The following is a 23,738-nucleotide window of genomic DNA, read 5'->3' as shown; positions in this document are numbered from 1 at the left end:
GGTTGCCGCGCGACGTCGACCTGGCATCAATCAGACAGCCTCGTTGGACTCGTCCTCGAACGCGGCGAATACCGGATCTTCGGTGACGATCTCTTCGGCAGCCAGGAATTCGTTGGTGATGATGCCTTCAGCGATTTCGCGCAGGGCAACAACCGTAGGCTTGTCGTTTTCCCATGCAACGCGTGGCTCTTTACCACCGGTGGCCAGCTGACGGGCGCGCTTGGTGGAGAGCATGACCAGCTCAAAGCGGTTATCCACGTGTTCCAGGCAGTCTTCTACAGTTACGCGGGCCATGGTCTTCCTCAGTAGCAATGCGGTAGGGCGTACAGCCCATAATGGGCGGTGGACTGGGTAGTTTAAAAAATCACCAGCCAATAGGGAAGGGCTGTTTTATAGCCAGCCTTGCCCGTCAGTCCTGAAACTGCCTCGATCATGCCGCTTTGGCCTGGCCCGCAAAGGCCGGCCCGCAGCGCGAAAGCACCGTTTCAGACGCCTCGATAGCGCTGACGATAACGGTTTCCGGGGCTGCAATACAACAGCCGCAAACGGCTTATCGCAACAATGCTGCGCGCAAATGTGGGGTCAGCTCCTCAAACAGCGTCTGCACCGAGCGCAGGGCACGGCAATCGGGGCGTGTCAGCAGCCACAACTGCGTGTCGCAGCCTGCCAGCGGTGCGCTCAGCGCCTCGACATCAGGCATGTCGTGAACCATGTAATCGGGCAGTGCTGCCACGCCCAGGCCGGTGCTCACCAGCTGCGCGATGGTCGACATGCCGCTACATTGGTAGCGCGGGTTCAGGCCGGGATACTGCTGGTTGCGCCAGACCACCGTGGGGTGGTCCTGCATCGAGTCATCCGGTGCGATCCAGGCCACGCTGCTGACCGACTGCTCGAGCCGCTCGCGCAGGCTGGCATGGCCGCAGATAACGTAGGAGGTCGAGCCCAGGCAGCGTCCGACCAGATGCTCCGGCGGGGTGTTGGTCAGGCGCAGGGCGATGTCGGCGTCGCGCCGGCTGAGGTTGGCGAAAGTGTTCGAGGTGCCCAGCTCCAGCGACAGCGCCGGGTAATTGGGCATGAACGTCGCCAGTGCCGGCAGCAGCAGGCTGTGCAAAACGGCCTCGGTGCAGGTCAGGCGCACCGTGCCGCTGACCACCTGCTCACCGCTGGTCAGGGCAATCCTTGCCGCTTCCAGTGCCAGCTCGGCACGTTCAGCCTGCTCGGCCAGGGCCTGGGCAGTGTCGGTGGGCAGGTAGCCTTTGCGGCTTTTGACGAACAGCGCGGTGCCCAACGCCGACTCCAGGCGGCGAATCGAGCGGAACACCGTCGAAACGTCGACTTTGAGTAGCTCTGCGGCCTTGGCCAGCGAGCGACCGCGCTCAAGTGCCAAGACTAGCGAAAGGTCGGCATGAGTTATCTGATATTGCATTGGTGCACGCTCTGCTTGCCGAAATGCCAATGTCTGTTGCGTTGAGGCCATTTTATAGTGAAACGGCCTGCGGGAATCAATGCACCCCGTCGGGCCGACAATCCCCACGATGGGACAGTGAAAAGAACAACAGCAGCATCCATCGTCGCCCATGAGGCGCCAGCCGTATCTCTCCACATCGCCGCTCCACACCCAAAGGATGTACACCATGACGTCGGTAAACCCGCGCGCCAGCACTTCCAGCGAGATGTCCGACTTTCTCAAGGCGCATCCGGACATCCAGTACGTTGATCTGCTGATCTCCGACATGAATGGCGTGGTTCGCGGCAAGCGTATCGAGCGTGCCAGCCTGCACAAGGTCTACGAGCGTGGCATCAATTTGCCGGCGTCGCTGTTCGCCCTCGATATCAACGGCTCGACCGTGGAGAGCACCGGCCTGGGCCTGGACATCGGCGACGCCGACCGGGTCTGCTATCCGATCCCTGGCACCCTTTGCTACGAGCCATGGCAGAAGCGCCCGACCGCGCAGCTGCTGATGACCATGCACGAAATCGAAGGCGAGCCGTTTTTCGCCGACCCCCGTGAGGTGCTGCGCAAGGTAGTGAGCAAGTTCGACGATCTGGGCCTGGATATCTGCGCCGCGTTCGAGCTGGAGTTCTACCTGATCGATCAGGACAACCTCAACGGCCGGCCGCAGCCGCCACGCTCACCGATCTCCGGCAAGCGCCCGCAATCGACCCAGGTATACCTGATCGACGACCTCGATGAGTACGTCGACTGCCTGCAGGACATGCTCGAAGCCGCCCGCGAGCAAGGCATCCCGGCCGACGCCATCGTCAAGGAAAGCGCCCCGGCGCAGTTCGAGGTCAACCTGCATCACGTTGCTGATCCGATGAAGGCCTGTGACTACGCGATCCTGCTCAAGCGCCTGATCAAGAACGTCGCCTATGACCATGAGATGGACACCACCTTCATGGCCAAGCCCTATCCAGGCCAGGCCGGCAACGGCCTGCACGTGCACATCTCGCTGCTCGACAAAAAGACCGGCAAGAACATCTTCACCAGCGAAGACCCGCTCGAAAGCGCGCCGCTGCGCCATGCCATTGCCGGCGTGCTGGAAACCATGCCAGCGTCGATGGCGTTTCTCTGCCCGAACGTCAACTCGTACCGCCGTTTCGGCGCGCAGTTCTATGTGCCCAACGCGCCGAGCTGGGGCCTGGACAACCGCACCGTGGCCGTGCGCGTGCCGACCGGCAGCAGTGACGCAGTGCGCCTCGAACACCGCGTCGCCGGTGCCGATGCCAACCCGTACCTGATGATGGCGTCGATCCTGGCCGGCATTCACCACGGCCTGACCAACCAGCTCGAGCCGGGTGAGCCGATCGAGGGCAACTCCTACGAGCAGCTCGAACAGAGCCTGCCGAACAACCTGCGCGACGCCCTGCGTGCGCTGGATGACAGCGAGATCCTCAACCAATACATCAGCCCGGACTACATCGACATCTTCGTCGCCTGCAAGGAAAGCGAGCAGGCCGAGTTCGAGGTGTCGATTTCCGACCTCGAGTACAACTGGTACCTGCACACGGTGTAAGCCCATGAGCGCAAACGTGGTCCCTCTGATCGGTGTCAGCGCCTGCCGCCAGCAGGTCGGCAAGAATGCTTCGCACACCGTTGGCGACAAGTACGTGGAGGCGGCCGGCTATGCCGGGATCCCGTTGATCCTGCCTGCGCGCGATGTCGGCAGCGACCCGCTGGCACTGCTATCGATCCTCAATGGCATCGTTTTCACCGGCTCGCCTTCCAATGTCGAGCCGCACCACTACAATGGCGCCGCCAGCGTTGCCGGCACCCGCCATGATCAGGCGCGTGATCGCCTGACCCTGCCTTTGCTGCGCGCAGCCATCGCCGCCGGCGTGCCGGTGCTGTGTATCTGCCGCGGCTTTCAGGAATTGAATGTGGCCTTGGGCGGCAGCCTGCACCAGCGCGTGCAGGAGCTGCCCGGTTACCTCGACCACCGCGAACCGCAGGACGCGCCGCTGGAGGAGCAATACGGCCCTCGGCATCTGGTGCGCACTGAGGCGGGCGGGCTGTTCGAGCGTTTTGGCCTGCCTGAGCAGTTCGAGGTCAACTCACTGCACAGTCAGGGGATCGACCGTCTGGCCGCTGGCCTGCGTGTCGAAGCACGGGCCCCGGATGGCCTGATCGAAGCGGTGTCGATGCTGGACGCGCCGGGCCTGGTGCTCGGCGTGCAGTGGCACCCGGAGTGGCGTTTCGCCGAAAACCCGGTCTCGCTGCGCCTGTTCAAGGCGTTTCGCGAGGCCTGCAAGGCCCATGCTGTGCGGGAGGTTTCACGCCAGAAAACAGTCTGACGTCAGCCGAAGGTCTCGGATGACTCACCCCCGACAGCAAGCTTTCAATGAGTGAAAGCGGACCCTCAGCGGTCTGTGAAAACAATACCAATATCGACGGCGAATACTCATGAGCGAAAACACAGACAACGGCCGCCCGCCCGGTGCGGCGGCCGCTTCAGACGGCAGCGCCCCTCGCGCCAGCAAAGGCCTGGCCAAGGGCCGGCTGGGCTTGCTGGCCAGCGTGGTGCTGGGCATTTCCACCATTGCCCCGGTCTACACCCTGACCGGCGCGCTTGGCCCGACCGTGCGTGAGGTCGGCGCACACCTGCCAGCAGTGTTCATTGTCGGCTTCCTGCCAATGCTGTTGGTTGCCCTCGGCTACCGTGAGCTGAACGCGGCAGAACCCGACAGCGGCACCTCGTTCACCTGGTCGGCCCGGGCGTTCGGTCCGATGATCGGCTGGATCGGCGGTTGGGGCCTGGTGGTGGCGACCACCATCGTGCTGTCCAACCTAGCCGGCGTGGCGGTGGACTTCTTCTATCTGTTCCTCGCGCAGATCACTGGCGATCAATCGCTGGCCGCGTTGGCCGACAATCTGCTGATCAACATCATCACCTGTTGCGTGTTCATCGCACTGGCGGTATGGATCTGTTGTCGCGGCATGGGCACCACCATGACAGTGCAGTACGGCCTGGTGGCCTTGCAGTTGCTGGTGCTGATCGGTTTCGCCTTTGCTGCCTTCGGCGAAACCACCGCGCCGCCACCACTGGCGTTTGACCTGGCCTGGTTCAACCCTTTCGGCGTCGAGTCGTTCTCGGCGTTCGCTGCGGGCTTGTCGTTGTCGATCTTCATCTTCTGGGGCTGGGACGTATGCCTGACCGTCAGTGAAGAGTCGATCGGCAGCGATGAAGTGCCGGGCAAGGCAGCGACCTGGACGGTGCTGTTGATTCTCTGCCTGTATCTGCTCACCGCCATCGCCACGCTGCAGTTCGCCGGGATCAGTGATGTCGGCCTGGGCCTGGGTAATCCGCGCATTCAGGAAAACGTCTTCGCTCACCTGGCCGGCCCGGTCATGGGCCCGTTGGCGATCCTCATGTCGATTGCGGTGTTGGCCAGTACTGCAGCGTCGTTGCAGTCGACGTTCGTTTCGCCGGCGCGCACGTTGCTGGCGATGGGTTACTACGGCGCGGTACCAAAGCGTTTCGCCAAGGTCTGCCCGCGTTCGCAGACGCCACGCTACGCCACCATTTGCGCGGGCATTGCCGCAGCACTGTTCTACGTGACCATGCGCACCCTCAGCGAGAACGTGCTGGCCGACACCATCACCGCGCTGGGCATGATGATCTGCTTCTATTACTCGCTGACTGCCTTTGCCTGCGTCTGGTACTTCCGCCGCAGCCTGTTCAGCAGCCTGCGGCACTTCCTCATGCGCGGCGTCTGCCCGTTGCTGGGTGGCGCAATCCTGTCGGTGATCTTCGTGCGCACGGCAATCGACAGCGCTTCGCCAGATTTTGGCAGCGGCTCGCATGTGGGTGGGCTGGGGCTGGTGTTCGTGATTGCGGCGATCATCTCGCTGCTGGGCATCTGCCTGATGCTGCTGTCGCGGCTGCGCCTGCCGGCGTTCTTCCTCGGCGCCACCTTGCAGCAGCAGGCCAAGCTGCAACTGCAGGAGTGAAGTGATTTGGGGCCGCTATCGGCCCCAAGACAGATCAGCCAACCAATTGCTCGAGCAGCGCACCATGGCGCTGCTTTTGCTTTGCAAGCAGCAGGCGATTGGAGCGGAATACCGCTTTGATGTCCGCCAGCGCCGCATCGAAATCATCATTGATGATCACGTAGTCGTACTCGTCGTAGTGAACCATCTCGTTGACCGCTTCCTTCATGCGCCCTTCGATGATCTCTTCGCTGTCCTGGCCGCGCCCGGTCAGGCGTTGGCGCAGCGCATCCTGGCTCGGCGGCAGGATGAAGATCGACAGGGCATCAGGCATCAGTTCGCGCACTTGCTGGGCGCCTTGCCAGTCGATTTCCAGAATCAGGTCAAAGCCCTCATCCAGGGTGGATTGCAGGGCGCTGCGGGAGGTGCCGTAAAAGTTGCCGAACACCTCGGCGTGCTCGATGAAGTCACCCTTGTCGATCAGGCTCTGGAACTGCTCGCGGTCGACAAAGTGATAGTTGACCCCGTCTTTTTCGCCCGGTCGCATTGCACGGGTGGTGTGCGAGACCGATACGCGGATATGCGTGTCTTCCCGAGTGATCGCCGTGAGTTCGGTAACCAGGCTGGTCTTGCCCGCGCCAGATGGCGCCGAGATGATATAGAGAGTGCCGCTGCAGTGGTTCATGGTCGGGATGGCCTTACTCGATGTTCTGTACTTGTTCACGCATCTGCTCGATCAACACCTTGAGGTTGACCGCCGCCTGCGTACTGCGCGGGTCGAATGCCTTGGAGCCAAGGGTGTTGGCTTCGCGGTTGAGTTCCTGCATGAGGAAATCCAGGCGTCGACCTGCAGCACCTCCGGACTTGAGCACCCGGCGCACTTCAGTGATGTGGGTGTTGAGGCGATCCAGCTCCTCGGCGACGTCGCTTTTTTGCGCGAGCAGGACCATCTCCTGCTCCAGTCGCTGCGGGTCGAGTTCGGCCTGCATGTCATGAAAGCGATCGAGGATCTTCTGCCGCTGCACCGCCAGCATCTGCGGCACCAGCGCGCGTAGGGTAGTCACTTCACTGGTCATGCCGTCGAGGCGCTCGTTGATCAGCCGGGCCAGCTCCTGGCCTTCGCGCTGGCGACCGGCCTTGAGCTCCTGCACCGCTTCGTCGAACAAGGCGATGGCTTCGGCATTGAGGGCCTGCGGATCGCTGGCATCGGCCACCAGCACGCCGGGCCAGGCCAGCACTTCCAGCGGGTTCAGCGGCGCGGGCTGCTTGATCAGGCTGGCGACGGTTTCGGCGGCGGCGACCAGTTGCGCGGCGCGCTCGCGGTCGACCTGTAGCGGCTTGCCGGTGCTGTCTTCATTGAGGCGCAGGGTACATTCGACCTTGCCCCGTGACAGCCCTTGGCGCAGGCCTTCGCGCACCGCGCTTTCAAGCTCGCGCAGGGCTTCTGGCAGGCGCAGATGCGGCTCCAGGTAGCGGTGGTTGACCGAGCGCAGCTCCCAGACCAGAGTGCCTTGGCTGCCGGCGCGCTCGACGCGAGCAAAAGCGGTCATGCTGTGCACCATGGCGGACTACCTCGCATAAGAATGATGGGGCAGCCGGGTCAGGCTGCAAGGCGCGCGATTGTAACGCAGAGTGGGCTGCGCGCCCAATTTCGGCCATGTCATCGATCGCCTTGGCCGCAGCTAGGAGTGGTCGACAGGCTGGCGCCTGCGACGATAGGCATGTCCTCGCCGGGCTGCGGGCTTTATAATGCTCGGCAGATTCGAATCCCAGTACAGGTATCCCAAATGAAACGTCCAAGTGGTCGCGCCGCCGATCAGCTCCGCTCGATCCGCATCACCCGCAACTACACCAAGCACGCCGAGGGCTCCGTACTGGTCGAGTTCGGTGACACCAAGGTCATCTGCACGGTCAGCGTCGAAAACGGCGTGCCGCGCTTCCTCAAAGGCCAGGGCCAGGGTTGGTTGACTGCCGAGTACGGCATGCTGCCGCGTGCGACCGGTGAGCGTAACCAGCGCGAAGCCAGCCGTGGCAAGCAGGGTGGTCGCACCCTCGAAATCCAGCGCCTGATCGGCCGCTCGCTGCGCGCTGCGCTGGACATGAGCAAGCTCGGCGATGTCACCCTTTACGTCGACTGCGACGTGATCCAGGCTGACGGCGGTACCCGCACCGCTTCGATCACTGGTGCCATGGTTGCGCTGGTCGACGCCCTGGCGGTGATCAAGAAGCGCGGCGGCCTCAAGGGCGGCAACCCGCTCAAGCACATGATCGCTGCTGTATCGGTAGGCATGTATCAGGGCGAAGCAGTGCTCGACTTGGACTACCTGGAAGACTCCGCGGCCGAGACCGACCTCAACGTGGTCATGACCAGCGCGGGTGGCTTCATCGAAGTGCAGGGTACCGCTGAAGGTGCACCGTTCCAGCCGGAAGACTTCAACGCCATGCTGGCGCTGGCGCAGAAAGGCATGAACGAAATCTACGACCTGCAGAACGCGGCTTTGGCTGACTGATTGCATTCGTAACTTCTGGGGCCGCGCAGCGGCCCCAAAAGCAGGTCAGATCGTCAACGTCCAGTCGTAGTCCACAATCAGTGGCGCATGCTGGGAGAACCGCGGCTGACGCGGCAGGCGGGCACTGCGCACAAAGCGGCGCAAGCCTGGCGTGAGGATCTGGTAGTCGAAGCGATAACCCAGGTTGAGCATCTCGGCCTGCTCGTTATCGGGCCACCAGCTGTACTGATCGCCTTCGCGGCTGACTTCACGCAGCGCGTCGACATAACCCATGTCACCCACGATCGAATCCATCCACGCCCGCTCGGGCGGCAGGAAACCAGGTGACTGCTGGCTGTCGCGCCAGTTTTTGATGTCGAGCTTCTGCTGCGCCACGTAGAACGAGCCGCAATAGATGTATTCACGACGCTTGCGCCGCTGTTTGTCCAGGTACTTGCCGAAATCGTCCATCAACTTGAATTTCTGGTTCAAGTCTTCGTCGCCGTTCATGCCCGAAGGCAGCAACAGGCTGGCAATACTGACTTTGTCGAAATCTGCTTGCAGGTAACGTCCGTAGCGGTCGGCTGTCTCGAAGCCCAGGCCGGTGATGACTGCCTTGGGCTGCATCCGCGAATAGAGCGCCACACCACCTTGGGCGGGCACCTCTGCATCGCAGGCATAAAGGAAATAGCCATCGAGCTGGAAAGCTGGGTCGTCGAGTTCAAAGGCCGAGGCGCGGGTATCCTGAAGGCAGATGACGTCGGCATTCTGGGCTTGTAGCCAACTGAGCAAACCACGCTCGGCTGCAGCCTGAATGCCATTAACGTCCACACTGATGATCCGCATAAATGGCCCCAAAAATCTCGTGCGTGTATGATACCCGAGCTCAACTCATTTAGCTAAATCCGTGGTGTCTGGGACTTTTTCATGCAGCCGTATCAGCGCGACTTCATCCGTTTTGCCATCGATCGCGGCGTTCTGCGCTTCGGTGAATTCACCCTGAAATCGGGGCGTACCAGCCCGTACTTCTTCAATGCGGGGCTGTTCAACAGCGGCTCGGCACTGGCGCAGTTGGGACGTTGCTACGCGGCGGCCATCGTCGACAGCAAAATCCCCTTCGACGTGCTGTTTGGCCCGGCCTACAAAGGCATCCCGCTGGCTTCGGCCACTGCGGTCGCCCTGGCCGACCAGCATCAGCTGGACGTGCCGTGGTGCTTCAACCGCAAAGAGGCCAAGGCCCATGGCGAGGGCGGTAGCCTGGTCGGCGCACCGCTGGAAGGCAATGTACTGATCATCGATGACGTGATCACCGCCGGTACCGCGATCCGTGAAGTGATGCAGATCATCAGCGCGCAGCAGGCCAAAGCCGCCGGCGTACTGATCGCGCTCAACCGCGAAGAGCGTGGCAACGGCGAGCTGTCGGCGATCCAGGAAGTGGAGCGCGACTTCGGTATCCCGGTGGTCAGCATCGTTTCGCTGACCCAGGTGCTCGAGTTCCTCGCTGACGATCCGCAGCTCAAGCAGCACTTGCCAGCGGTCGAGGCGTACCGCGCGCAATACGGGATCTGATCCCGCAGCAGGGCCCGTGCTTGCGCGGGCCACTGGTTATGCTGGTAGAATGAGACCAATTCTCATTCACGCTTGTCATATCCTGTGCATCCTAATTCAGCGGCGATTCACACTCAGCATCAGGCCATCGATCAACTTTACAGCCATCATCACAGTTGGCTGCAGGGCTGGTTGCGCCGACGCCTGGGCAATGCCGCCGACGCTGCCGACCTGGCGCAGGATACCTTCCTGCGGCTGCTGCGCAGCGGCACTGGCGAGCCGTCGTGCGTCACCGCTCCGCGTGCGTATCTGGCGACCATCGCCAACCGCCTGAGCCTCAACCTGTACCGCCGGCGTTCGCTGGAGCAGGCCTACCTGGACGCTCTGGCGCTGACGCCGGAAGCGTTGTCGCCGTCGCTGGAGCATCAGGCGCTGGTGCTCGAAGCCCTCGACGAGATCGATCAAGTGCTCGCCGTGTTGCCGGGCAAGACCCGCCAGGCGTTCCTGATGTCGCAGCTTGAAGGATATACCCAGGAAGAGATCGCCAGCCGGCTCGACCTCAGCTTGCGCTCGGTGCAGCGCTATCTGGCGCGCGCATTCGAAGAGTGCATCGTGCTCGCCAGTGAAAACCTGCCGTATGAATAACACACCGATCGACCGGCGCATCGCTCGCGAAGCTGCCAGCTGGTTCGTGCGCCTGCAGCACAGCGCTGCCGGGCCCGCCGAGCACGCCGCTGGCGCGGAGTGGCGTGCGCGTCATGCCGACCATGAGCGTGCCTGGCAACTGGCCGCGCGCTTCAGTGCCCAAGCGCAGTTGCTCGCCGGTGATGCCGAGCGCACCGCCCTGGAGCGGCCACGAGCGGTCGAGCGCCGCCAGGTGCTCAAGACCTTGGCATTGCTGATCGTTGCGGCTCCGCTGGGCGTTACCGCTTATCGCAGTCTGCCCTGGCGCGAGTGGCAGGCGGACCAGCGCACCGCCAGTGGTGAGCAGCGCAATGTGCCCTTGCCCGACGGTGGCCAGATCCAGCTCAACACCGCCAGCGCCATCAATATCGACTACGACGAGAGCGTGCGCCGGGTACGCCTGATCGCCGGCGAAATACTCATCGAACTGCCCCGCCAGCCGTCCAGTCGGCTGTTCATCGTCGAGACCAGCGAAGCGCAGTTGGAGCTGCTTGGCAGCCGCTTTGTACTGCGCCAGTACCCGCAAAGCACCTATCTCGCTGCGCTGGATGGCGCCGCGCTAGTGCGCCCGAAGTTATCCCGAGGTGAGGAAGGCCGGTTGCGACTGGCTGCCGGCCAGCAGACCTACATCAGCGCACTGGCTGCGCAACCCGCGACGGCGCTGGCGCAGAACCATCTCGACTGGCTCAGTGGCACGCTGCGTGTAGAAAAAATGCGCCTGGACGACTTCATCAACGAGCTGGGCCGCTATCGCTCCGGCCTCCTGCGCTGTGATCCGGCAGTCGCTGGGCTGCTGATCTCGGGTACGTTTCAGCTGCGCGACACCGACCAGATCCTGCGCGGCCTGAGCCAGACTCTGCCGGTCAGCGTGACTTACCGAACGGCCTACTGGGTCACCGTCACGGCACGTGCGAACGTTTAGCAAATCGCTGGCGGGTTTTTCTCAGGCTGCGTGTCCCTCCCATAACTACATCACTTTTGCAGGGCAGGGACGGACACATGGCGACGACGCAGGGCACGCAACCACTGGCGCGGGCAGTACACGCGGCTGCATTGGGTTTGATCATCGCGGGCAGCGGCCTGACTGCTGCGGCGCTGCAGGCAGCTGAGCAGGCTGCCCAGCAGCAGCGCACGTACAAGGTGCCAGCCGGTAACCTGAGCAATGCCCTGTCTGACTTCGCCAGCCAGGCCGGTATCACGCTGCCCATCGAGCCGGGGCTGGTGGAAGGCTTGCGCAGCCCGGGCCTGAATGCCGCCACCAGTGTACAGGGCGGCCTGCAGCAACTGCTGCAAGGGACCGGCCTGCAAGCCGGGCCGCAGGGTAATGGCCTGTACCTGCTGAGCCCACAGAAAGCTGGCAGCGGCCTTGAGCTGGGCGCTACCAGTATCCATGGCCAAGGCCTGGGCGAGACCACCGAGAACAGCGGCTCTTACACCACTGGCGCCATGCAGACAGCCACCAAGCTGCCACTGACCCTACGCGAGACGCCGCAATCGGTCAGTGTGGTTACTCGCAAGCGCATGGACGACAAGGCCATGACCAGCATCAGCGATGTGGTCAAAAGTGCGCCGGGATTGTTCTTGAACAACTCTGGCGGCCCGGGCCGGCCCAGCTTCAGTGCGCGCGGCTTTGACGTCGACAACGTCCTCTACGATGGTTTTCCCACCAGCTTGCTGACCTACGTGCCCAGCGGCGAGGCCAACCTGGCCATGTATGACCGGGTCGAGATCGTCCGTGGTGCTGCCGGCTTGACCCAGGGTGCGGGCAACCCTGCGGGCGCGATCAACCTGGTACGCAAGCGCCCGACCCATCAGTTTCAGGCCACCCTTACCGGCACCGCCGGTAGCTGGGACGACTACGGCGGTACGCTGGACGTCGGCGGCCCATTGAATGAGAACGATACCCTGCGCGCGCGCACCGTGGTATCGCGGCAGGACTCAAAAAGCTTTCGCGACTCGGTAGAGAGCGATCATGACCTTTTCTACGGCGTGGTAGACGCCGATATCAGCGACAGCACCACCCTTACCGTTGGCGCCTACCGGCAGAAAAACCACACCAACTACATTTGGGGCGGCTTGCCCATGGCCCGTGGCGGCGGCCATCTGGGGCTACCCCGCGACACCTTCCTGGGGCACGACTGGGAATACTCGGACGACCGCACTACCGGTTATTTCGCCACTCTCGAACAGGGGCTGGGCGATGACTGGACGCTGCGCATGGCCGCGATGCAGGCGACCACCGAAACCGAAGTGTTGGCCTCTTCGGTGTGGGCCTACAATCGCCACTATCTGTGGGCGGAAGACATGCAGCAAAAGGAAACCGGCTATGATCTGGCGCTCAATGGCCCCTTCCAGTTGCTTGGCCAGAGCCATGACCTGACCTTAGGGGTCAGCAAGCGCAAGCTGGATTATCGCTCAACCACGCCCTGGGGCATTTTTCTTGACTCGGGCACCAACCTGTTTGCCTGGAATCCACGCGGGCATGTCAAACCGGACTTCGATACTGGCGCCTACGGCCGTCCCGAAACCACCACTCAGGACAGCGTCTACGCCAGCACCCGTCTGCGTCTGACCGAGCCGCTGTCGCTGATTGTTGGCGGCCGTGTCGACTGGTACGAATTCGAGGACAGCAAAAACAGCGAAGCGAGCTACAAGGTCACCCGCAATCTGACCCGCTATGCCGGGCTCGTCTACGATCTGGACGTCCACCATTCGGTGTATGTCAGCTACACCGATATCTTCAAGCCGCAGAGCAGCAAGGGCCTGGACCGGAAAGTGCTTACACCGGTGGTGGGCGAGAATTACGAGATTGGCATCAAGGGCGAGTACTTCGAGGGTGCGCTGAACGCCAGCATGGCGCTGTTCCAGATCGACCAGAAAAACCGTGGCCAGGAACTGCCCGACGCCAAAGGCTGCGGCGCAGGTGCCGCCAGTGCCTGCTATGAAGCGTCAGGGTTGGTCCGCAGCCGTGGTATCGACCTGGAAGTGCAGGGCGCATTAACCGACAACTGGCAGCTTGCCGCTGGTTATACGTATACCCAGACCAAATATGTCAGTGATGCCAATCCAGCTCGCGAAGGCGAGGACTTTGATCGGACCAAGCCGCGTCAGCTGTTCAAGCTGTCGACCATCTACACCCTGCCGGGTGAGTTGCAGCGCTGGCGGGTGGGGGGAGATGTCTACCAGCAGAGCCGCATTCGTACCGCGGGCGGCACGGGTAGCACGGCGTGGGAGAACCAGCAGGGATCCTACACCGTGGTCGGTCTGGTGGCGGGTTACCAAGCCAGCGAGCAGCTGGATCTGCAGGTCAACCTCAACAACCTGTTCGACCGCACCTACTACAGCAGTGTGGCCAATGGCGCTTACAGCCCGTATGACATCTACGGCGATCCACGCAACGTCAAACTGACGGCCCGTTACAGCTTCTGATCAAGTTGGGATTGCTGGGGGCGCTTTCGCGCCCCTTCGCAAGACAATGGATTCAGTCTGTACCGTACTTGGGCGAGCGCGGGCCATACAGAATGCCGCCGTTCGGATACGGTGACAGCAACCGCGCGCTGGTCATGCCGGCAATCGGGTAGCCGGCGTCATCCTGCACGCTGCTGATGACCTGGTTGACCGCCGCCATCACCAACATGCCGATCAGGCCACCCTGGTTCTGCCGACCTTCCTCACTGGACGCTGTGGCGTTACCGGTCCACAGCGTGGTGCCGGTCTTCAGGTCGACCAGCTTGGCGCTGGCGGTAACGATGGTCGCGCTGCTGAGCACCATGTAGCGGGTGCCGTAGTCACTCACGGTCACGTACAGGCCGGCATCGGCGCCGAAGATTTCCTGCAACTTGCTGGTCGGCAGCTCATGGATATCCGACGGCGTAGTCATGCCGTTCTGGCGGAAGGTCTCGTCGACCAGCGCCACCGGCATTACGTAATAACCCGCTTCGGCCAGCGGATAGGTCACCTGCGCAAGCATGCTGTAGGTGGCCTTGACGTCCGGCGACTGGTTCAGCGGCGGCAGAATCAGGATCGACTTGGGCCGCGCCTGCTTGTACGCCGAGTAGTCCACGCTGCGGCGCTCGGCGCAACCGGAGAACAAGGCCAGCACGCAGGCGCCGACGATCAGTTGGGTGATCCGCTTGATCATTGCTCGGCTCCTTTGCGCGCGTTGTTCATGAGAAAGTCCATGTACTTGGCCGACTCAGGGAACAAGGCCTTTTCAGTCTGGAACTGCTGAATCATCTGGTCGTCCTTGCCCAGGCTGGAATAGATCAGCCCAAGCTGCGCGTGGTAACCCGGCGGCACGGCGCCATTCTTGGCCTTGATCTTCTCCAGGTCGCGCTCAAGGGCGATGGCCTGTTCTTCCTTGGCCTGGCCCTTGAAGTACTCGTTGACCTGCGGCTGGTAGCTTTCCCACTGATACAGTGGTTTGTGCGGGGTGCCGCAGCCGGTCAGCAGAACGCTGCCCAGCACAACGCCGGCGACCAGGCGCCAGCCTTGAGGGATGATGCTCATGAAGGTGTCTTCCTTGTTGTGCTGCTCAGCTTATCGGGCTTGAGGCTTCCATTGGCCGTTGTCGATCGCGTCGACCATCTTGTTGATCGCTTCGCGCATGGCCAGATCGAGGACCTTGCCGTTGAGCGTGGAGTCATAGCTGGCGGTACCGCCAAAGCCGATGATCTCGCGATTGGAAAGGGCGTACTCGCCGGCACCCTGGGTCGAATAGACCACTTCCGAGGTGCTGATATTGACGATGTTCAGCGCCACTTTGGCGTAGGCGATCTGGGTCTTGCCGCGGCCAAGAATGCCGAACAGCTGGTGGTCGCCGACTTCTTTGCGGCCGAACTCGGTGACGTCACCGGTGACCACGAAATCCGCACCCTTGAGCTTCTGCGCCATGCCCTTGATGGTTGCTTCCTGCTGGATCTCGCCCATGTTGTCGCGATCAAGCACATTGAAGCGGTTGGTCTGCTGCAGGTGGGTGATGAGGATGGTCTTGGCCTGGCCGCCGAGGCGGTCGACGCCGTCGGAGAAGATCCCGCGCATGTAGCTGGAACGGTTGTCGAACTTACCCACAGCGATTGGGGTGCGTTGGCCGCTGTACGGGCGGTTGACGCTTTCGACCTGTTGCACGGCAACAGCTTTGGACGTTTCAGTGGCGCAGCCGGCGAGGGACCCGACAGCCAGAACGGCTGCCAGCACGAGTCCATGTGATGCGTATTTCACGCGCTTTCTCCAGGGTAGATATTAGTTTTGCAGGGGTGTTGCGGGTCCGCTTTGCGGCCCTTCGCGGGCAAGCCCGCTCCCACAGGATGCACTGCTGGCCCTGTGGGAGCGGGCTTGCCCGCGAAGGGCTGCCAAGCAGCCCCGACAAATCAGGCCAAAGCGCGCTTGCTGTTGGTGATCAAAGTGCCTACACCGCTGTCGGTGAAGATCTCCAGCAGCACCGCGTTCGGTACGCGACCGTCGATGATGTGCGAACTCTGCACGCCGCCCTGGACTGCTTCCAGTGCGCATTTGATCTTCGGCAGCATGCCGCCGTAGATGGTGCCGTCGGCGATCAGCTCGTTGACTTGCTCGGTGGTCAGGCCGGTCAGGACCTGGCCCTGCTTGTCCATCAAACCGGCAATGTTGGTCAGCAGCATCAGCTTCTCGGCCTTCAGCGCTTCGGCAACCTTGCCGGCAACCAGGTCGGCGTTGATGTTGTACGACTCACCGTTGGCGCCGACACCGATCGGCGCGATGACCGGGATGAAGTCACCACGGACCAGCATGTTGAGCAGGTCGGTGTTGACCCCGACCACTTCGCCAACGTGGCCAATGTCGATGATCTCGGGCGAGGTCATCTCTGGCGTCTGGCGGCTGACCTTGAGCTTTTTCGCGCGGATCAGCTCGGCGTCCTTGCCGGTCAGGCCGATGGCGCTGCCGCCATGGCGGTTGATCAGGTTGACGATGTCCTTGTTGACCTGGCCACCGAGCACCATCTCGACCACATCCATGGTCGCCGAGTCGGTCACGCGCATGCCGTCGATGAAGTGGCTCTCGATCGACAGACGCTTGAGCAGGTCACCGATCTGCGGGCCACCGCCGTGCACTACCACCGGGTTGATGCCGACCGCTTTCATCAGCACGATGTCGCGGGCAAAGCCGGTCTTGAGCTCTTCGCTCTCCATCGCGTTGCCGCCGTACTTGATCACCAGCGTCTTGCCGACGAAGCGACGGATGTAAGGCAGCGCTTCGGACAAGACTTCGGCTACATGGGAGGCAGCTTCGCGATCGAGGGTCATGCAGGGCTCCAGTGGGTACGGATAATCGGTCAGAACGGCAGTTGCAGGTCAGGGGCAACCCGCAGCAACTGCGCGCGGAAAACATCCTTGATACGTTGCAATTCGGCCTCGCTGTCGGCTTCGAAGCGCAGCACCAGCACCGGCGTGGTGTTGGAGGCGCGGACCAGGCCCCAGCCTTTGGCGTAGTCGACCCGCACACCGTCGATGGTGGTCAGGTTGGCTTCACCCCAGTCGGCGTCGCGTTGCAGTGCATCAATGATGCTGAATTTACCCTCGTCGGTCACATCAATATTGATTTCCGGCGTAGAGATGTCGTTCGGGAATGCAGCGAACAGGCTCTCGGCGTCCTGCTCGGCCTGGCTGAGGATCTCGAGCAGGCGTGCGGCGCTGTAGATGCCGTCGTCAAAGCCGAACCAGCGTTCCTTGATGAAGATGTGCCCGCTCATTTCGCCAGCCAGCAAGGAACCGGTCAGCTTCATCTTCTTCTTGATCAACGAGTGACCGGTCTTCCACATTAGCGCGCGACCGCCGTGTTGTTCGATCAGCGGGGTCAGGCGACGGGTGCATTTGACGTCGAAGATGATCTCGGCGCCTGGGTTGCGCGACAGCACGTCCTGGGCAAACAGCATCAGCAGGCGGTCGGGGTAGACAATGCTGCCGGTGTTGGTCACCACGCCCACGCGGTCGCCGTCGCCATCGAAGGCCAGGCCGATATCGGCGCCGGTTTCCTTGACCTTGGCAATCAGGTCTTGCAGGTTTTCAGGCTTGCCCGGGTCCGGGTGGTGATTGGGGAAGTTGCCGTCGACCTCGCAGAACAGCGGGATCACTTCACAGCCCAGGGCTTCGATCAGTTGCGGGGCATTGACGCCCGCTGCACCGTTGCCGCAGTCGACCACTACCTTGAGTTTTTTCGCCAGTTTCACATCGCCGACGATCTGCTGATGGTAGCGCTGGAGGATCTCGACCTGCTCGACGCTGCCTTCGCTGCGGCTCAGGTCATCTGTTTTCAGGCGGGTCAACAGGGCCTGGATCTGCTCGTTGGCGAGGGTGTCGCCGGCGATGACGATCTTGAAACCGTTGTAGTCGGACGGGTTGTGGCTACCGGTGAGCATCACCCCGGAGGTACCGGCCAGCACGTTGGCGGCGTAATACAGGGCAGGGGTTGGCACCAGGCCAACGTCGCTGACCTTGCAGCCGGCTTCGACCAGGCCCTTGATCAGTTGCTCGACCAGCATCGGCCCGGACAGGCGACCGTCACGGCCAACCGAGATATTCGGCTCGCCCTGAGCGAGGGTCTGGGCGCCGATGGCACGACCGATCCAGTAAGCGGTTTCAGCGTGCAGGGTCTTGCCGACCACGCCGCGGATGTCATAGGCGCGGAAGATGCTCTCAGGCAGTGCAGGGACCAGCTGGGCCATATCGTTCATCTCTGGGAAAGCTCCAATGTCTAAGGCTTCTGGGTAGGCGCAAACTGCACGCTTGGACGGTACTTTCGCCAGAGAGTTCGCCATCCGTGGCGCAAACGATCGTTCTCTGGCCGTTATTGGCTGCCCGAATGACCGAAGCCGCCAGCGCCACGTTGGCTCTCGTCGAAGGCCTCGACGATGTCGAAATGCGCTTGTACCACAGGTACCAGGACAAGCTGTGCAATACGCTCGCCAATGTTGATGGTGAAAGCGCTATTGCCGCGGTTCCAGCACGACACCATCAGCTCGCCCTGGTAATCCGAGTCGATCAAACCGACCAGGTTGCCGAGCACGATGCCGTGTTTGTGGCCCAGCCCCGAGCGCGGCAGGATCAACGCCGCCAGGCCTGGATCGCCGATGTAGATCGACAGGCCGGTCGGGATCAGCAGGGTCTGGCCCGGCTCGAGAACGGTGTCCTGTTGCAGCATGGCGCGCAGGTCCAGGCCGGCGGAGCCAGGCGTGGCGTACTGCGGCAGGGGGAATTCGGCGCCGATGCGCGGATCGAGAATCTTGGCTTGAAGAGCGTGCATGTAACTTATTGAACCTGCTTGAGTCGTTCGGCGATAAAAGCAACCAGCTGGCGGGCGATCTTGCCCTTGCTGGTCTGCGCGAATAGGGTCTGGTGCTGCTGGCGGTCGATCACGGTCAGGGCGTTTTCCTCGCTGTTGAAGCCGATGCTGGGGTTGGCCACATCATTGGCGACGATCAGGTCGAGGTTCTTGTCCTTGAGCTTGCGCGTGGCGTAATCGAGCAAGTGTTCGGTCTCGGCGGCAAAGCCGACGCTGAACGGGCGGTCGGCACGGCCAGCAATGGTCGCAAGGATATCCGGATTACGCACCATCTGCAGCAGCATGCCGTCGCCGGTCGTAGGATCCTTCTTGAGCTTCTGCGTGGCGACTACTTCCGGGCGGTAGTCCGCAACCGCAGCCGAAGCGATGAACAGGTCGCACGGCATAGCGGCTTCGCACGCCGCGAGCATGTCCCGCGCGCTTACCACGTCAATCCGGTTGACCCGGTCGGGGGTCTGCAGGTGCACCGGGCCGGTCACCAGGGTTACCCGAGCCCCGGCTTCGGCAGCCGCTTCGGCCAGGGCGAAACCCATCTTGCCGGAGCTATGATTGGTGATGTAGCGCACCGGGTCGATGTTTTCCTGGGTCGGCCCGGCGGTGATCAGCACGTGCTTGCCGGTCAGTGCCTGGCGCTTGAAGCTCTCGGCGGCGCACCAGGCCAGGTCGGTGGCTTCAAGCATGCGGCCAAGGCCGACATCACCACAGGCCTGGCTGCCGGAGGCCGGGCCGAATACCTGAATGCCACGGCTTTGCAGCAGTTCCAGGTTGGCCTGGGTCGCCGGGTCGCGCCACATCGCCTGGTTCATCGCCGGGGCGACGGCGACGGTGGCGTCGGTGGCCAGCACCAGGGTGGTCAGCAGGTCATTGGCCATGCCTTGGGCCATGCGCGCCATGAGGTCGGCGGTGGCCGGGGCAATGAGCACCAGATCGGCCCACTTGGCCAGTTCGATGTGGCCCATCGCCGCTTCGGCGGCAGGGTCGAGCAGGTCCATGTGCACCGGGTGACCAGACAGCGCCTGCAAGGTCAGCGGAGTGATGAACTCGGCACCGCCGTGGGTCATCACCACGCGCACCTGGGCGCCGTGTTCCAGGAGTCGGCGAATCAGCTCGGCGCTCTTGTAGGCGGCGATGCCGCCACCGACGCCGAGAACGATGCGCTTGCGATACAGCCGCTGCATAGGCTTGCCTTTTTTCAGTAAGCGGATGACGACGATGGGGCCTGCGGCAGATCGTCGCATTTTCGAAGCGAAATAGATTAACACACGGCTTAAACGCGCCGCAGCAGCACTCAAGGAGCAGTAATGAACATCAGGGAATGGCCGGCCGACGAACGGCCGCGAGAAAAGCTGTTACAGCGCGGCGCAGCCGCATTGTCCGATGCCGAATTGCTCGCCGTGCTGCTGGGCTCGGGGGTGGCCGGGCGCAATGTCGTCGACCTTGCCCGCGGCTTGCTGGTGCGCTTTGGCGGCCTTCGCCAGTTTCTCGAGGCGCCACGCAGCGCAGTGCTCGGTGAGCCTGGGCTGGGACCGGTGAAGTACGCGCAGTTGCAGGCGCTGCTGGAGACCGGGCGGCGTTATCTGCACGACACCATCGAACGTGCCCCCGCGCTGGAAAGCCCGATGGCAGTGAGGCGTTACCTGAAATCGATGCTGCGCCATGAACCTAGTGAGGTATTTGGCTGCCTGTTTCTCGACTCCAAGCACAGGCCGTTGGCGTTCGAGATCCTCTTTCGCGGCACCATCGACCGGGCCAGCGTGTACCCACGTGAGGTAGTCCGGCGCTCGCTGGTGCACAACGCCGCGGCGCTGATCATCTGCCACAACCATCCTTCCGGGAGCAGCGAGCCGAGCCAGGATGATGTGCACCTGACCATGACTCTCAAACGCGGGCTGGCGCTGATCGATGTGCGTGTGCTCGATCACCTGATCATCGGCGAGGGCGAGCCGCTGTCCATGGCCGAGGAGGGCTGGATCAGCGGCTGATCATGCTTAGCGAGTGACCGAGACCTTGCTGAAGTCCAGCCGCCCGAACGGGCTCACCTGGTAGCCCTCGACACCCTTGGCCAGCAACGTTGCGGCGGTTGGGTGAGCCAGCGGCAGCCACAAAGCCTGTTGCTGGATCAGTGCCTGGGCCTGCTGATACAACCGGCTGCGCACGCTTTGGTCGTTGGTGGTGCGGCCAGCGTTGATCAGCTGGTCCAGACGGCTGTCGCAGAAGCGCGCGAAGTTGGTCCCGGACTTGACCGCCGCGCAGGAAAACTGCGGGCTGAGGAAGTTGTCTGGGTCGCCGTTGTCGCCGGCCCAGCCCATGAACAGCAAGTCATGCTCGCCGGCTTTGGCGCGGCGGATCAGCTCGCCCCACTCGATCACGCGGATTTCGGCCTTGATGCCGATCTTGGCCAGGTCCGCCTGCAGCATCTGTGCGCCGAGGTTGGGGTTGGGGTTGAGCAGGCTGCCCGACGGGCGGGTCCAGATGGTGGTGCTGAAGCCGTCTGGCAGGTCCGCCTTGGCCAGCAGCGCCTGGGCTTTTTTCAGGTCGGTCGGGTAGCCAGGCAGGTCCTTGGCGTAACTCCAGGTGTTGGCCGGGTAAGGGCCATTGGCGGCGGTTGCGGTGCCCTCGAACACGGCTTTGAGATAACTCGACTTGTCGAAGGCGAGGTTGATCGCCTGACGCACCTCGGGCTTGTCCAGCGGCGGATGCTGGCTGTTGATGGCGACAAAGGCGGTCATGAAGGCAGGGGTGGACTCGACCTTGAGCTTGTCGTCCTCGTTGGCCGCAGTGATATCCAGCGGCTTGGGCGAAAGCGCCACCTGGCATTCGTTGCGCTTGAGTTTCTGCAGGCGCACGTTGGCGTCCGGGGTGATCGCGTAGATCAGCGGCCCGACCGCAGGTTTGCCGCCGAAGTACTCAGGGTTGGCCTCGTAGCGCACCTGCGCGTCCTTCTGGAAGCGTTTGAACACGAACGGGCCGGTACCTATCGGTTGCGTGTTGAGCTTCTCTGGGGTGCCTGCCTTGAGCAGCTGATCGGCGTATTCAGCCGAGTAGATCGAGGCAAAGCCCATGCTCAGGGTGGCCAGGAAGGTCGCATCCGGATGGCTCAGGGTGAAGCGCACGGTGTGCGGGTCGCTGGCATCGATCGATTTGATCAGGCTACCCAGCTGCAGCGACTGCGCGTGCGGGTAGCCGCCGGGCGCGGTCTTGTGCCAGGCGTGAGCGGGGTAGAGCATGCGCTGGAAGCTGAACAGCACATCGTCGGCGTTCAGGGCCCGGCTTGGCTTGAAGTAGGCGGTGCTGTGGAATTTGGCGTCGTCACGCAGCTTGAAGTCGTACACCAGACCGTCGGCCGAGACCGTCCAGCTCAGCGCCAGGCTTGGCACCACTTTGCCCTGCTTGGCATCGAATTCGACCAGACGGTTCATCAGCACGTCGGCCGAGGCATTGGTGGTAGTCAGCGAGTTGTACTGCACCACGTCGAAGCCTTCCGGGCTGGCTTCGGTACACACCACCAGTGGTGCGGCCTGGGCGAGGCCGGCCAGCAGCAGGCTGGATGAAAACAACAGGGAACGAGCGGCGGCGCGCATGTAAAGTCCTTGGCTGATCAGTGACCCATCTGCCGGTGCAGTCTGGAAATGTCCTACCCTAGTGTGCGAACTGACAAATGACCACACCCTTTTTTACAAACGTAGCGACGAGCGGTCGACAGCCTGCAACCCTAGTCGTTATGCTTGCCGCACTCGCTTGGCCTGCTGCAGAAAGTCATTTTCTGTTGTTGTGGTCGAGTCTTTCTGATATAAAGCAGCGCTCTTTTCTAGGGGCTCGCTCTGTCGCGAAAGCGGATCAGGTTGATAAGACCCCCGGAAACACGGCGCCTAGCGCCATAGACTGAGAGATTAAGCGGCCAACCCATGCCGGGTTGGGCATGTGGTTTTAGAGGGCTGAGGCATGTCGAGAGTCTGTCAAGTTACCGGTAAGGGTCCGGTGACTGGGAATAACATTTCCCACGCAAACAACAAAACCCGTCGTCGTTTCCTGCCAAACCTGCAGCACCACCGTTTCTGGGTTGAGTCCGAGAAGCGTTTCGTGCGTCTGCGCGTTTCCGCCAAAGGCATGCGTATCATCGACAAGCGCGGCATTGATGTCGTTCTGGTTGAAATCCGCCGTGCTGGCGCCAAGGTTTAAGGGAGAGCATCATGCGTGAATTGATCCGTCTGGTATCGAGTGCTGGCACTGGCCACTTCTACACCACTGACAAGAACAAGCGCACCACCCCGGACAAGATCGAGATCAAGAAATATGATCCGGTCGTCCGTAAGCACGTGACCTACAAGGAAGCCAAGATCAAGTAATTGATCCGGCGACCGAAAAAAACCCGCTTCCTCACGGAAGCGGGTTTTTTTTTGCCTGAATGGCTGGGCAGATATCGTTCAAGCAAGGCGCTGGTCTGCGGCTATAGCGCCTTGCTCAAGACCTGCCCGGCGCGCTCAGGAAATCACCAGGCCAGTAATGCAGTTGTCGCCATCAGCCTGGATAAGTACGCGGTCGCTGCGAAGATCCATGGTGCTGATGTCGTTGGGGCCGACTGCGATATGCAGGCCGGTCAGCTCGAGAATGTAGGCTTTGACGCTTTCTACATAACGCGAGCCGATGACGTGACGAGCAGGGCCGAGGATGTCGGTGGTCATGGTGAATCTCCTTGAAGTGTCCGAAATTGGACGCTTGCATGATTCACTGCAGCGCTTGCCAAGCTGCGGTACATGTTCAGCACGCCATGGCGTGACTTACTTCTGCTCGAACATCACGTAAATCTTGCGGCAGGGCTCAAGTACTTCCCAGGTGCCGTGGAAGCCTGCCGGAATGACGAATCGGTCACCTGCACGCAGCGTCTTCGCATCGCCGGCCTTGTCACGCAGCACCGATACGCCGTGGACGATCTCGCAGTACTCATGTTCGGTGTAACTCACCGTCCATTGGCCGACCGCGCCTTCCCACACGCCCGCTGCAAACTGACCGCATGGGCTTGAGTAGTGGTTGTAGACAGCCTGATCCGGCTCGCCCTTGAGGATTTTCTCGGCCGCCGGGCGGTAGCGTTCCGCTTCGGTCAGCACCTGGGCAAAGTCGATAATGCTGGAGATGGTCATCGGTCAAACCCTGTTGTTGTTTAATAAAATTAACATCTGTAGGCGTTTGGGCCTTTGGTGTCAAATATATTGATAGTTTATCCGGGCTGGTTTAGGGTAACTCCTGCCCGCGTGCGCTTGTCGCCCGGCCAG

General features: G+C 62.0%; 25 protein-coding genes and 1 pseudogene. 11 read left to right on the top strand and 15 right to left on the bottom strand.

What is annotated here, in order from left to right; genetic code table 11:
• Positions 1-30 precede the first annotated feature (30 nt).
• On the bottom strand, positions 31-294 hold the full coding sequence (gene rpoZ / locus ACIOAU_RS10395) for a DNA-directed RNA polymerase subunit omega (protein ID WP_101322874.1): 264 nt from the start codon (positions 292-294) through the stop codon (positions 31-33).
• A 256-nt stretch (positions 295-550) separates the two neighbouring features.
• Positions 551-1,426 (bottom strand): LysR family transcriptional regulator, encoded by an 876-nt coding sequence (locus ACIOAU_RS10390; RefSeq protein WP_101322875.1) that lies wholly within the window; start codon positions 1,424-1,426, stop codon positions 551-553.
• A 208-nt stretch (positions 1,427-1,634) separates the two neighbouring features.
• Here ACIOAU_RS10390 and ACIOAU_RS10385 point away from each other — a divergent pair, with 208 nt between their 5' ends.
• From ACIOAU_RS10385 to ACIOAU_RS10375, 3 genes are all read left to right on the top strand, one after another.
• Positions 1,635-3,017, top strand: a complete 1,383-nt coding sequence (locus ACIOAU_RS10385) for a glutamine synthetase family protein (protein ID WP_103435549.1) — start codon at positions 1,635-1,637, stop codon at positions 3,015-3,017.
• A 4-nt stretch (positions 3,018-3,021) separates the two neighbouring features.
• A complete protein-coding gene (locus ACIOAU_RS10380) occupies positions 3,022-3,795 on the top strand; it encodes a gamma-glutamyl-gamma-aminobutyrate hydrolase family protein (protein WP_101322877.1) in 774 nt (257 codons plus the stop codon).
• A 109-nt stretch (positions 3,796-3,904) separates the two neighbouring features.
• A complete protein-coding gene (locus ACIOAU_RS10375; RefSeq protein WP_101322878.1) occupies positions 3,905-5,452 on the top strand; it encodes an APC family permease in 1,548 nt (515 codons plus the stop codon).
• A 34-nt stretch (positions 5,453-5,486) separates the two neighbouring features.
• Here the strand turns inward: ACIOAU_RS10375 and gmk are convergent, their stop codons facing one another.
• Both gmk and ACIOAU_RS10365 read right to left on the bottom strand, forming a co-directional pair.
• Positions 5,487-6,116, bottom strand: a complete 630-nt coding sequence (gmk, locus tag ACIOAU_RS10370; protein ID WP_101322879.1) for a guanylate kinase — start codon at positions 6,114-6,116, stop codon at positions 5,487-5,489.
• Positions 6,117-6,129: 13 nt separating this feature from the next.
• Positions 6,130-6,993, bottom strand: a complete 864-nt coding sequence (locus tag ACIOAU_RS10365) for a YicC/YloC family endoribonuclease (protein WP_150571444.1) — start codon at positions 6,991-6,993, stop codon at positions 6,130-6,132.
• Positions 6,994-7,218: 225 nt separating this feature from the next.
• Between ACIOAU_RS10365 and rph the strand changes: the two genes are divergently transcribed.
• Positions 7,219-7,941: a ribonuclease PH gene (rph, locus tag ACIOAU_RS10360; RefSeq protein ID WP_101322881.1), complete on the top strand. Its 723-nt coding sequence runs from the start codon at positions 7,219-7,221 to the stop codon at positions 7,939-7,941.
• Between the two features lie 45 nt (positions 7,942-7,986).
• Here rph and ACIOAU_RS10355 read toward each other — a convergent pair whose 3' ends face one another.
• Entirely contained in the window at positions 7,987-8,766 is a 780-nt protein-coding gene (locus ACIOAU_RS10355; protein ID WP_401181744.1) for a catabolite repression control protein Crc, read from the bottom strand.
• 81 nt (positions 8,767-8,847) lie between these two features.
• Here ACIOAU_RS10355 and pyrE point away from each other — a divergent pair, with 81 nt between their 5' ends.
• The 4 genes from pyrE (at position 8,848) to ACIOAU_RS10335 (ending at position 13,581) form a co-directional block, all read left to right on the top strand.
• Positions 8,848-9,489: an orotate phosphoribosyltransferase gene (gene pyrE / locus ACIOAU_RS10350; protein ID WP_101322883.1), complete on the top strand. Its 642-nt coding sequence runs from the start codon at positions 8,848-8,850 to the stop codon at positions 9,487-9,489.
• A 105-nt stretch (positions 9,490-9,594) separates the two neighbouring features.
• Complete coding sequence (locus ACIOAU_RS10345; RefSeq protein ID WP_150571455.1) at positions 9,595-10,113, top strand: sigma-70 family RNA polymerase sigma factor; 519 nt, start codon at positions 9,595-9,597, stop codon at positions 10,111-10,113.
• Positions 10,106-11,074 (top strand): FecR domain-containing protein, encoded by a 969-nt coding sequence (locus ACIOAU_RS10340; RefSeq protein WP_150571445.1) that lies wholly within the window; start codon positions 10,106-10,108, stop codon positions 11,072-11,074. Before ACIOAU_RS10345 ends, ACIOAU_RS10340 begins: the two co-directional genes overlap by 8 nt.
• Before the next feature lie 77 nt (positions 11,075-11,151).
• On the top strand, positions 11,152-13,581 hold the full coding sequence (locus tag ACIOAU_RS10335; RefSeq protein WP_401181740.1) for a TonB-dependent siderophore receptor: 2,430 nt from the start codon (positions 11,152-11,154) through the stop codon (positions 13,579-13,581).
• Between the two features lie 52 nt (positions 13,582-13,633).
• On the opposite strand, the gene ACIOAU_RS10330 is transcribed toward ACIOAU_RS10335, so the two are convergent.
• The 7 genes and pseudogenes from ACIOAU_RS10330 to coaBC form a co-directional block, all read right to left on the bottom strand.
• Positions 13,634-14,293, bottom strand: coding sequence for a DUF799 domain-containing protein (locus tag ACIOAU_RS10330; RefSeq protein WP_401181737.1), 660 nt, complete (start codon positions 14,291-14,293; stop codon positions 13,634-13,636).
• Positions 14,290-14,661, bottom strand: coding sequence for a DUF4810 domain-containing protein (locus ACIOAU_RS10325; protein ID WP_401181734.1), 372 nt, complete (start codon positions 14,659-14,661; stop codon positions 14,290-14,292). The genes ACIOAU_RS10330 and ACIOAU_RS10325 overlap by 4 nt, the downstream gene beginning before the upstream one ends.
• Before the next feature lie 30 nt (positions 14,662-14,691).
• Positions 14,692-15,372 (bottom strand): CsgG/HfaB family protein, encoded by a 681-nt coding sequence (locus ACIOAU_RS10320; protein WP_101322886.1) that lies wholly within the window; start codon positions 15,370-15,372, stop codon positions 14,692-14,694.
• 149 nt (positions 15,373-15,521) lie between these two features.
• Entirely contained in the window at positions 15,522-16,433 is a 912-nt protein-coding gene (gene argB / locus ACIOAU_RS10315) for an acetylglutamate kinase (RefSeq protein WP_150571447.1), read from the bottom strand.
• Positions 16,434-16,462: 29 nt separating this feature from the next.
• Positions 16,463-17,836: pseudogene (locus tag ACIOAU_RS10310) on the bottom strand (phosphomannomutase/phosphoglucomutase); the annotation flags it as partial.
• A 137-nt stretch (positions 17,837-17,973) separates the two neighbouring features.
• The gene (gene dut / locus ACIOAU_RS10305) at positions 17,974-18,429 is read right to left on the bottom strand and encodes a dUTP diphosphatase (protein ID WP_150571449.1); all 456 of its coding nucleotides are present in this window, start codon (positions 18,427-18,429) and stop codon (positions 17,974-17,976) included.
• 5 nt (positions 18,430-18,434) lie between these two features.
• Complete coding sequence (gene coaBC / locus ACIOAU_RS10300; RefSeq protein WP_101322890.1) at positions 18,435-19,646, bottom strand: bifunctional phosphopantothenoylcysteine decarboxylase/phosphopantothenate--cysteine ligase CoaBC; 1,212 nt, start codon at positions 19,644-19,646, stop codon at positions 18,435-18,437.
• 123 nt (positions 19,647-19,769) lie between these two features.
• Here coaBC and radC point away from each other — a divergent pair, with 123 nt between their 5' ends.
• The gene (gene radC / locus ACIOAU_RS10295; RefSeq protein WP_150572491.1) at positions 19,770-20,450 is read left to right on the top strand and encodes a DNA repair protein RadC; all 681 of its coding nucleotides are present in this window, start codon (positions 19,770-19,772) and stop codon (positions 20,448-20,450) included.
• A gap of 6 nt (positions 20,451-20,456) precedes the next feature.
• Here radC and ACIOAU_RS10290 read toward each other — a convergent pair whose 3' ends face one another.
• Complete coding sequence (locus tag ACIOAU_RS10290; RefSeq protein ID WP_150572492.1) at positions 20,457-22,049, bottom strand: ABC transporter substrate-binding protein; 1,593 nt, start codon at positions 22,047-22,049, stop codon at positions 20,457-20,459.
• A gap of 361 nt (positions 22,050-22,410) precedes the next feature.
• On the opposite strand from ACIOAU_RS10290, the gene rpmB reads away from it, so the two are divergent.
• Positions 22,411-22,647, top strand: coding sequence for a 50S ribosomal protein L28 (gene rpmB / locus ACIOAU_RS10285; RefSeq protein WP_101322893.1), 237 nt, complete (start codon positions 22,411-22,413; stop codon positions 22,645-22,647).
• A gap of 11 nt (positions 22,648-22,658) precedes the next feature.
• Entirely contained in the window at positions 22,659-22,814 is a 156-nt protein-coding gene (gene rpmG / locus ACIOAU_RS10280; protein WP_021702025.1) for a 50S ribosomal protein L33, read from the top strand.
• A gap of 135 nt (positions 22,815-22,949) precedes the next feature.
• On the opposite strand, the gene ACIOAU_RS10275 is transcribed toward rpmG, so the two are convergent.
• On the bottom strand, positions 22,950-23,150 hold the full coding sequence (locus tag ACIOAU_RS10275) for a hypothetical protein (protein WP_101322894.1): 201 nt from the start codon (positions 23,148-23,150) through the stop codon (positions 22,950-22,952).
• Positions 23,151-23,246: 96 nt separating this feature from the next.
• A complete protein-coding gene (locus ACIOAU_RS10270; RefSeq protein WP_150571452.1) occupies positions 23,247-23,606 on the bottom strand; it encodes a cupin domain-containing protein in 360 nt (119 codons plus the stop codon).
• Between the last annotated feature and the right edge of the window lie 132 nt (positions 23,607-23,738).

The sequence above is a fragment of the Pseudomonas sp. NPDC088322 genome, from assembly GCF_044740745.1.
In the GTDB taxonomy this organism is placed as follows: domain Bacteria; phylum Pseudomonadota; class Gammaproteobacteria; order Pseudomonadales; family Pseudomonadaceae; genus Aquipseudomonas; species Aquipseudomonas shirazensis.
This window is presented reverse-complemented; position numbering and strand designations above follow the sequence as displayed.

Coding starts and splice junctions, on each gene's coding strand:
- rpoZ (WP_101322874.1), bottom strand. CDS start 294: ATGGCCCGCGTAACTGTAGAAGACTGCCTGGAACACGTGGATAACCGC.
- ACIOAU_RS10390 (WP_101322875.1), bottom strand. CDS start 1,426: ATGCAATATCAGATAACTCATGCCGACCTTTCGCTAGTCTTGGCACTT.
- ACIOAU_RS10385 (WP_103435549.1), top strand. CDS start 1,635: ATGACGTCGGTAAACCCGCGCGCCAGCACTTCCAGCGAGATGTCCGAC.
- ACIOAU_RS10380 (WP_101322877.1), top strand. CDS start 3,022: ATGAGCGCAAACGTGGTCCCTCTGATCGGTGTCAGCGCCTGCCGCCAG.
- ACIOAU_RS10375 (WP_101322878.1), top strand. CDS start 3,905: ATGAGCGAAAACACAGACAACGGCCGCCCGCCCGGTGCGGCGGCCGCT.
- gmk (WP_101322879.1), bottom strand. CDS start 6,116: ATGAACCACTGCAGCGGCACTCTCTATATCATCTCGGCGCCATCTGGC.
- ACIOAU_RS10365 (WP_150571444.1), bottom strand. CDS start 6,993: ATGGTGCACAGCATGACCGCTTTTGCTCGCGTCGAGCGCGCCGGCAGC.
- rph (WP_101322881.1), top strand. CDS start 7,219: ATGAAACGTCCAAGTGGTCGCGCCGCCGATCAGCTCCGCTCGATCCGC.
- ACIOAU_RS10355 (WP_401181744.1), bottom strand. CDS start 8,766: ATGCGGATCATCAGTGTGGACGTTAATGGCATTCAGGCTGCAGCCGAG.
- pyrE (WP_101322883.1), top strand. CDS start 8,848: ATGCAGCCGTATCAGCGCGACTTCATCCGTTTTGCCATCGATCGCGGC.
- ACIOAU_RS10340 (WP_150571445.1), top strand. CDS start 10,106: ATGAATAACACACCGATCGACCGGCGCATCGCTCGCGAAGCTGCCAGC.
- ACIOAU_RS10335 (WP_401181740.1), top strand. CDS start 11,152: ATGGCGACGACGCAGGGCACGCAACCACTGGCGCGGGCAGTACACGCG.
- ACIOAU_RS10330 (WP_401181737.1), bottom strand. CDS start 14,293: ATGATCAAGCGGATCACCCAACTGATCGTCGGCGCCTGCGTGCTGGCC.
- ACIOAU_RS10325 (WP_401181734.1), bottom strand. CDS start 14,661: ATGAGCATCATCCCTCAAGGCTGGCGCCTGGTCGCCGGCGTTGTGCTG.
- argB (WP_150571447.1), bottom strand. CDS start 16,433: ATGACCCTCGATCGCGAAGCTGCCTCCCATGTAGCCGAAGTCTTGTCC.
- dut (WP_150571449.1), bottom strand. CDS start 18,429: ATGCACGCTCTTCAAGCCAAGATTCTCGATCCGCGCATCGGCGCCGAA.
- coaBC (WP_101322890.1), bottom strand. CDS start 19,646: ATGCAGCGGCTGTATCGCAAGCGCATCGTTCTCGGCGTCGGTGGCGGC.
- radC (WP_150572491.1), top strand. CDS start 19,770: ATGAACATCAGGGAATGGCCGGCCGACGAACGGCCGCGAGAAAAGCTG.
- ACIOAU_RS10290 (WP_150572492.1), bottom strand. CDS start 22,049: ATGCGCGCCGCCGCTCGTTCCCTGTTGTTTTCATCCAGCCTGCTGCTG.
- rpmB (WP_101322893.1), top strand. CDS start 22,411: ATGTCGAGAGTCTGTCAAGTTACCGGTAAGGGTCCGGTGACTGGGAAT.
- rpmG (WP_021702025.1), top strand. CDS start 22,659: ATGCGTGAATTGATCCGTCTGGTATCGAGTGCTGGCACTGGCCACTTC.
- ACIOAU_RS10275 (WP_101322894.1), bottom strand. CDS start 23,150: ATGACCACCGACATCCTCGGCCCTGCTCGTCACGTCATCGGCTCGCGT.
- ACIOAU_RS10270 (WP_150571452.1), bottom strand. CDS start 23,606: ATGACCATCTCCAGCATTATCGACTTTGCCCAGGTGCTGACCGAAGCG.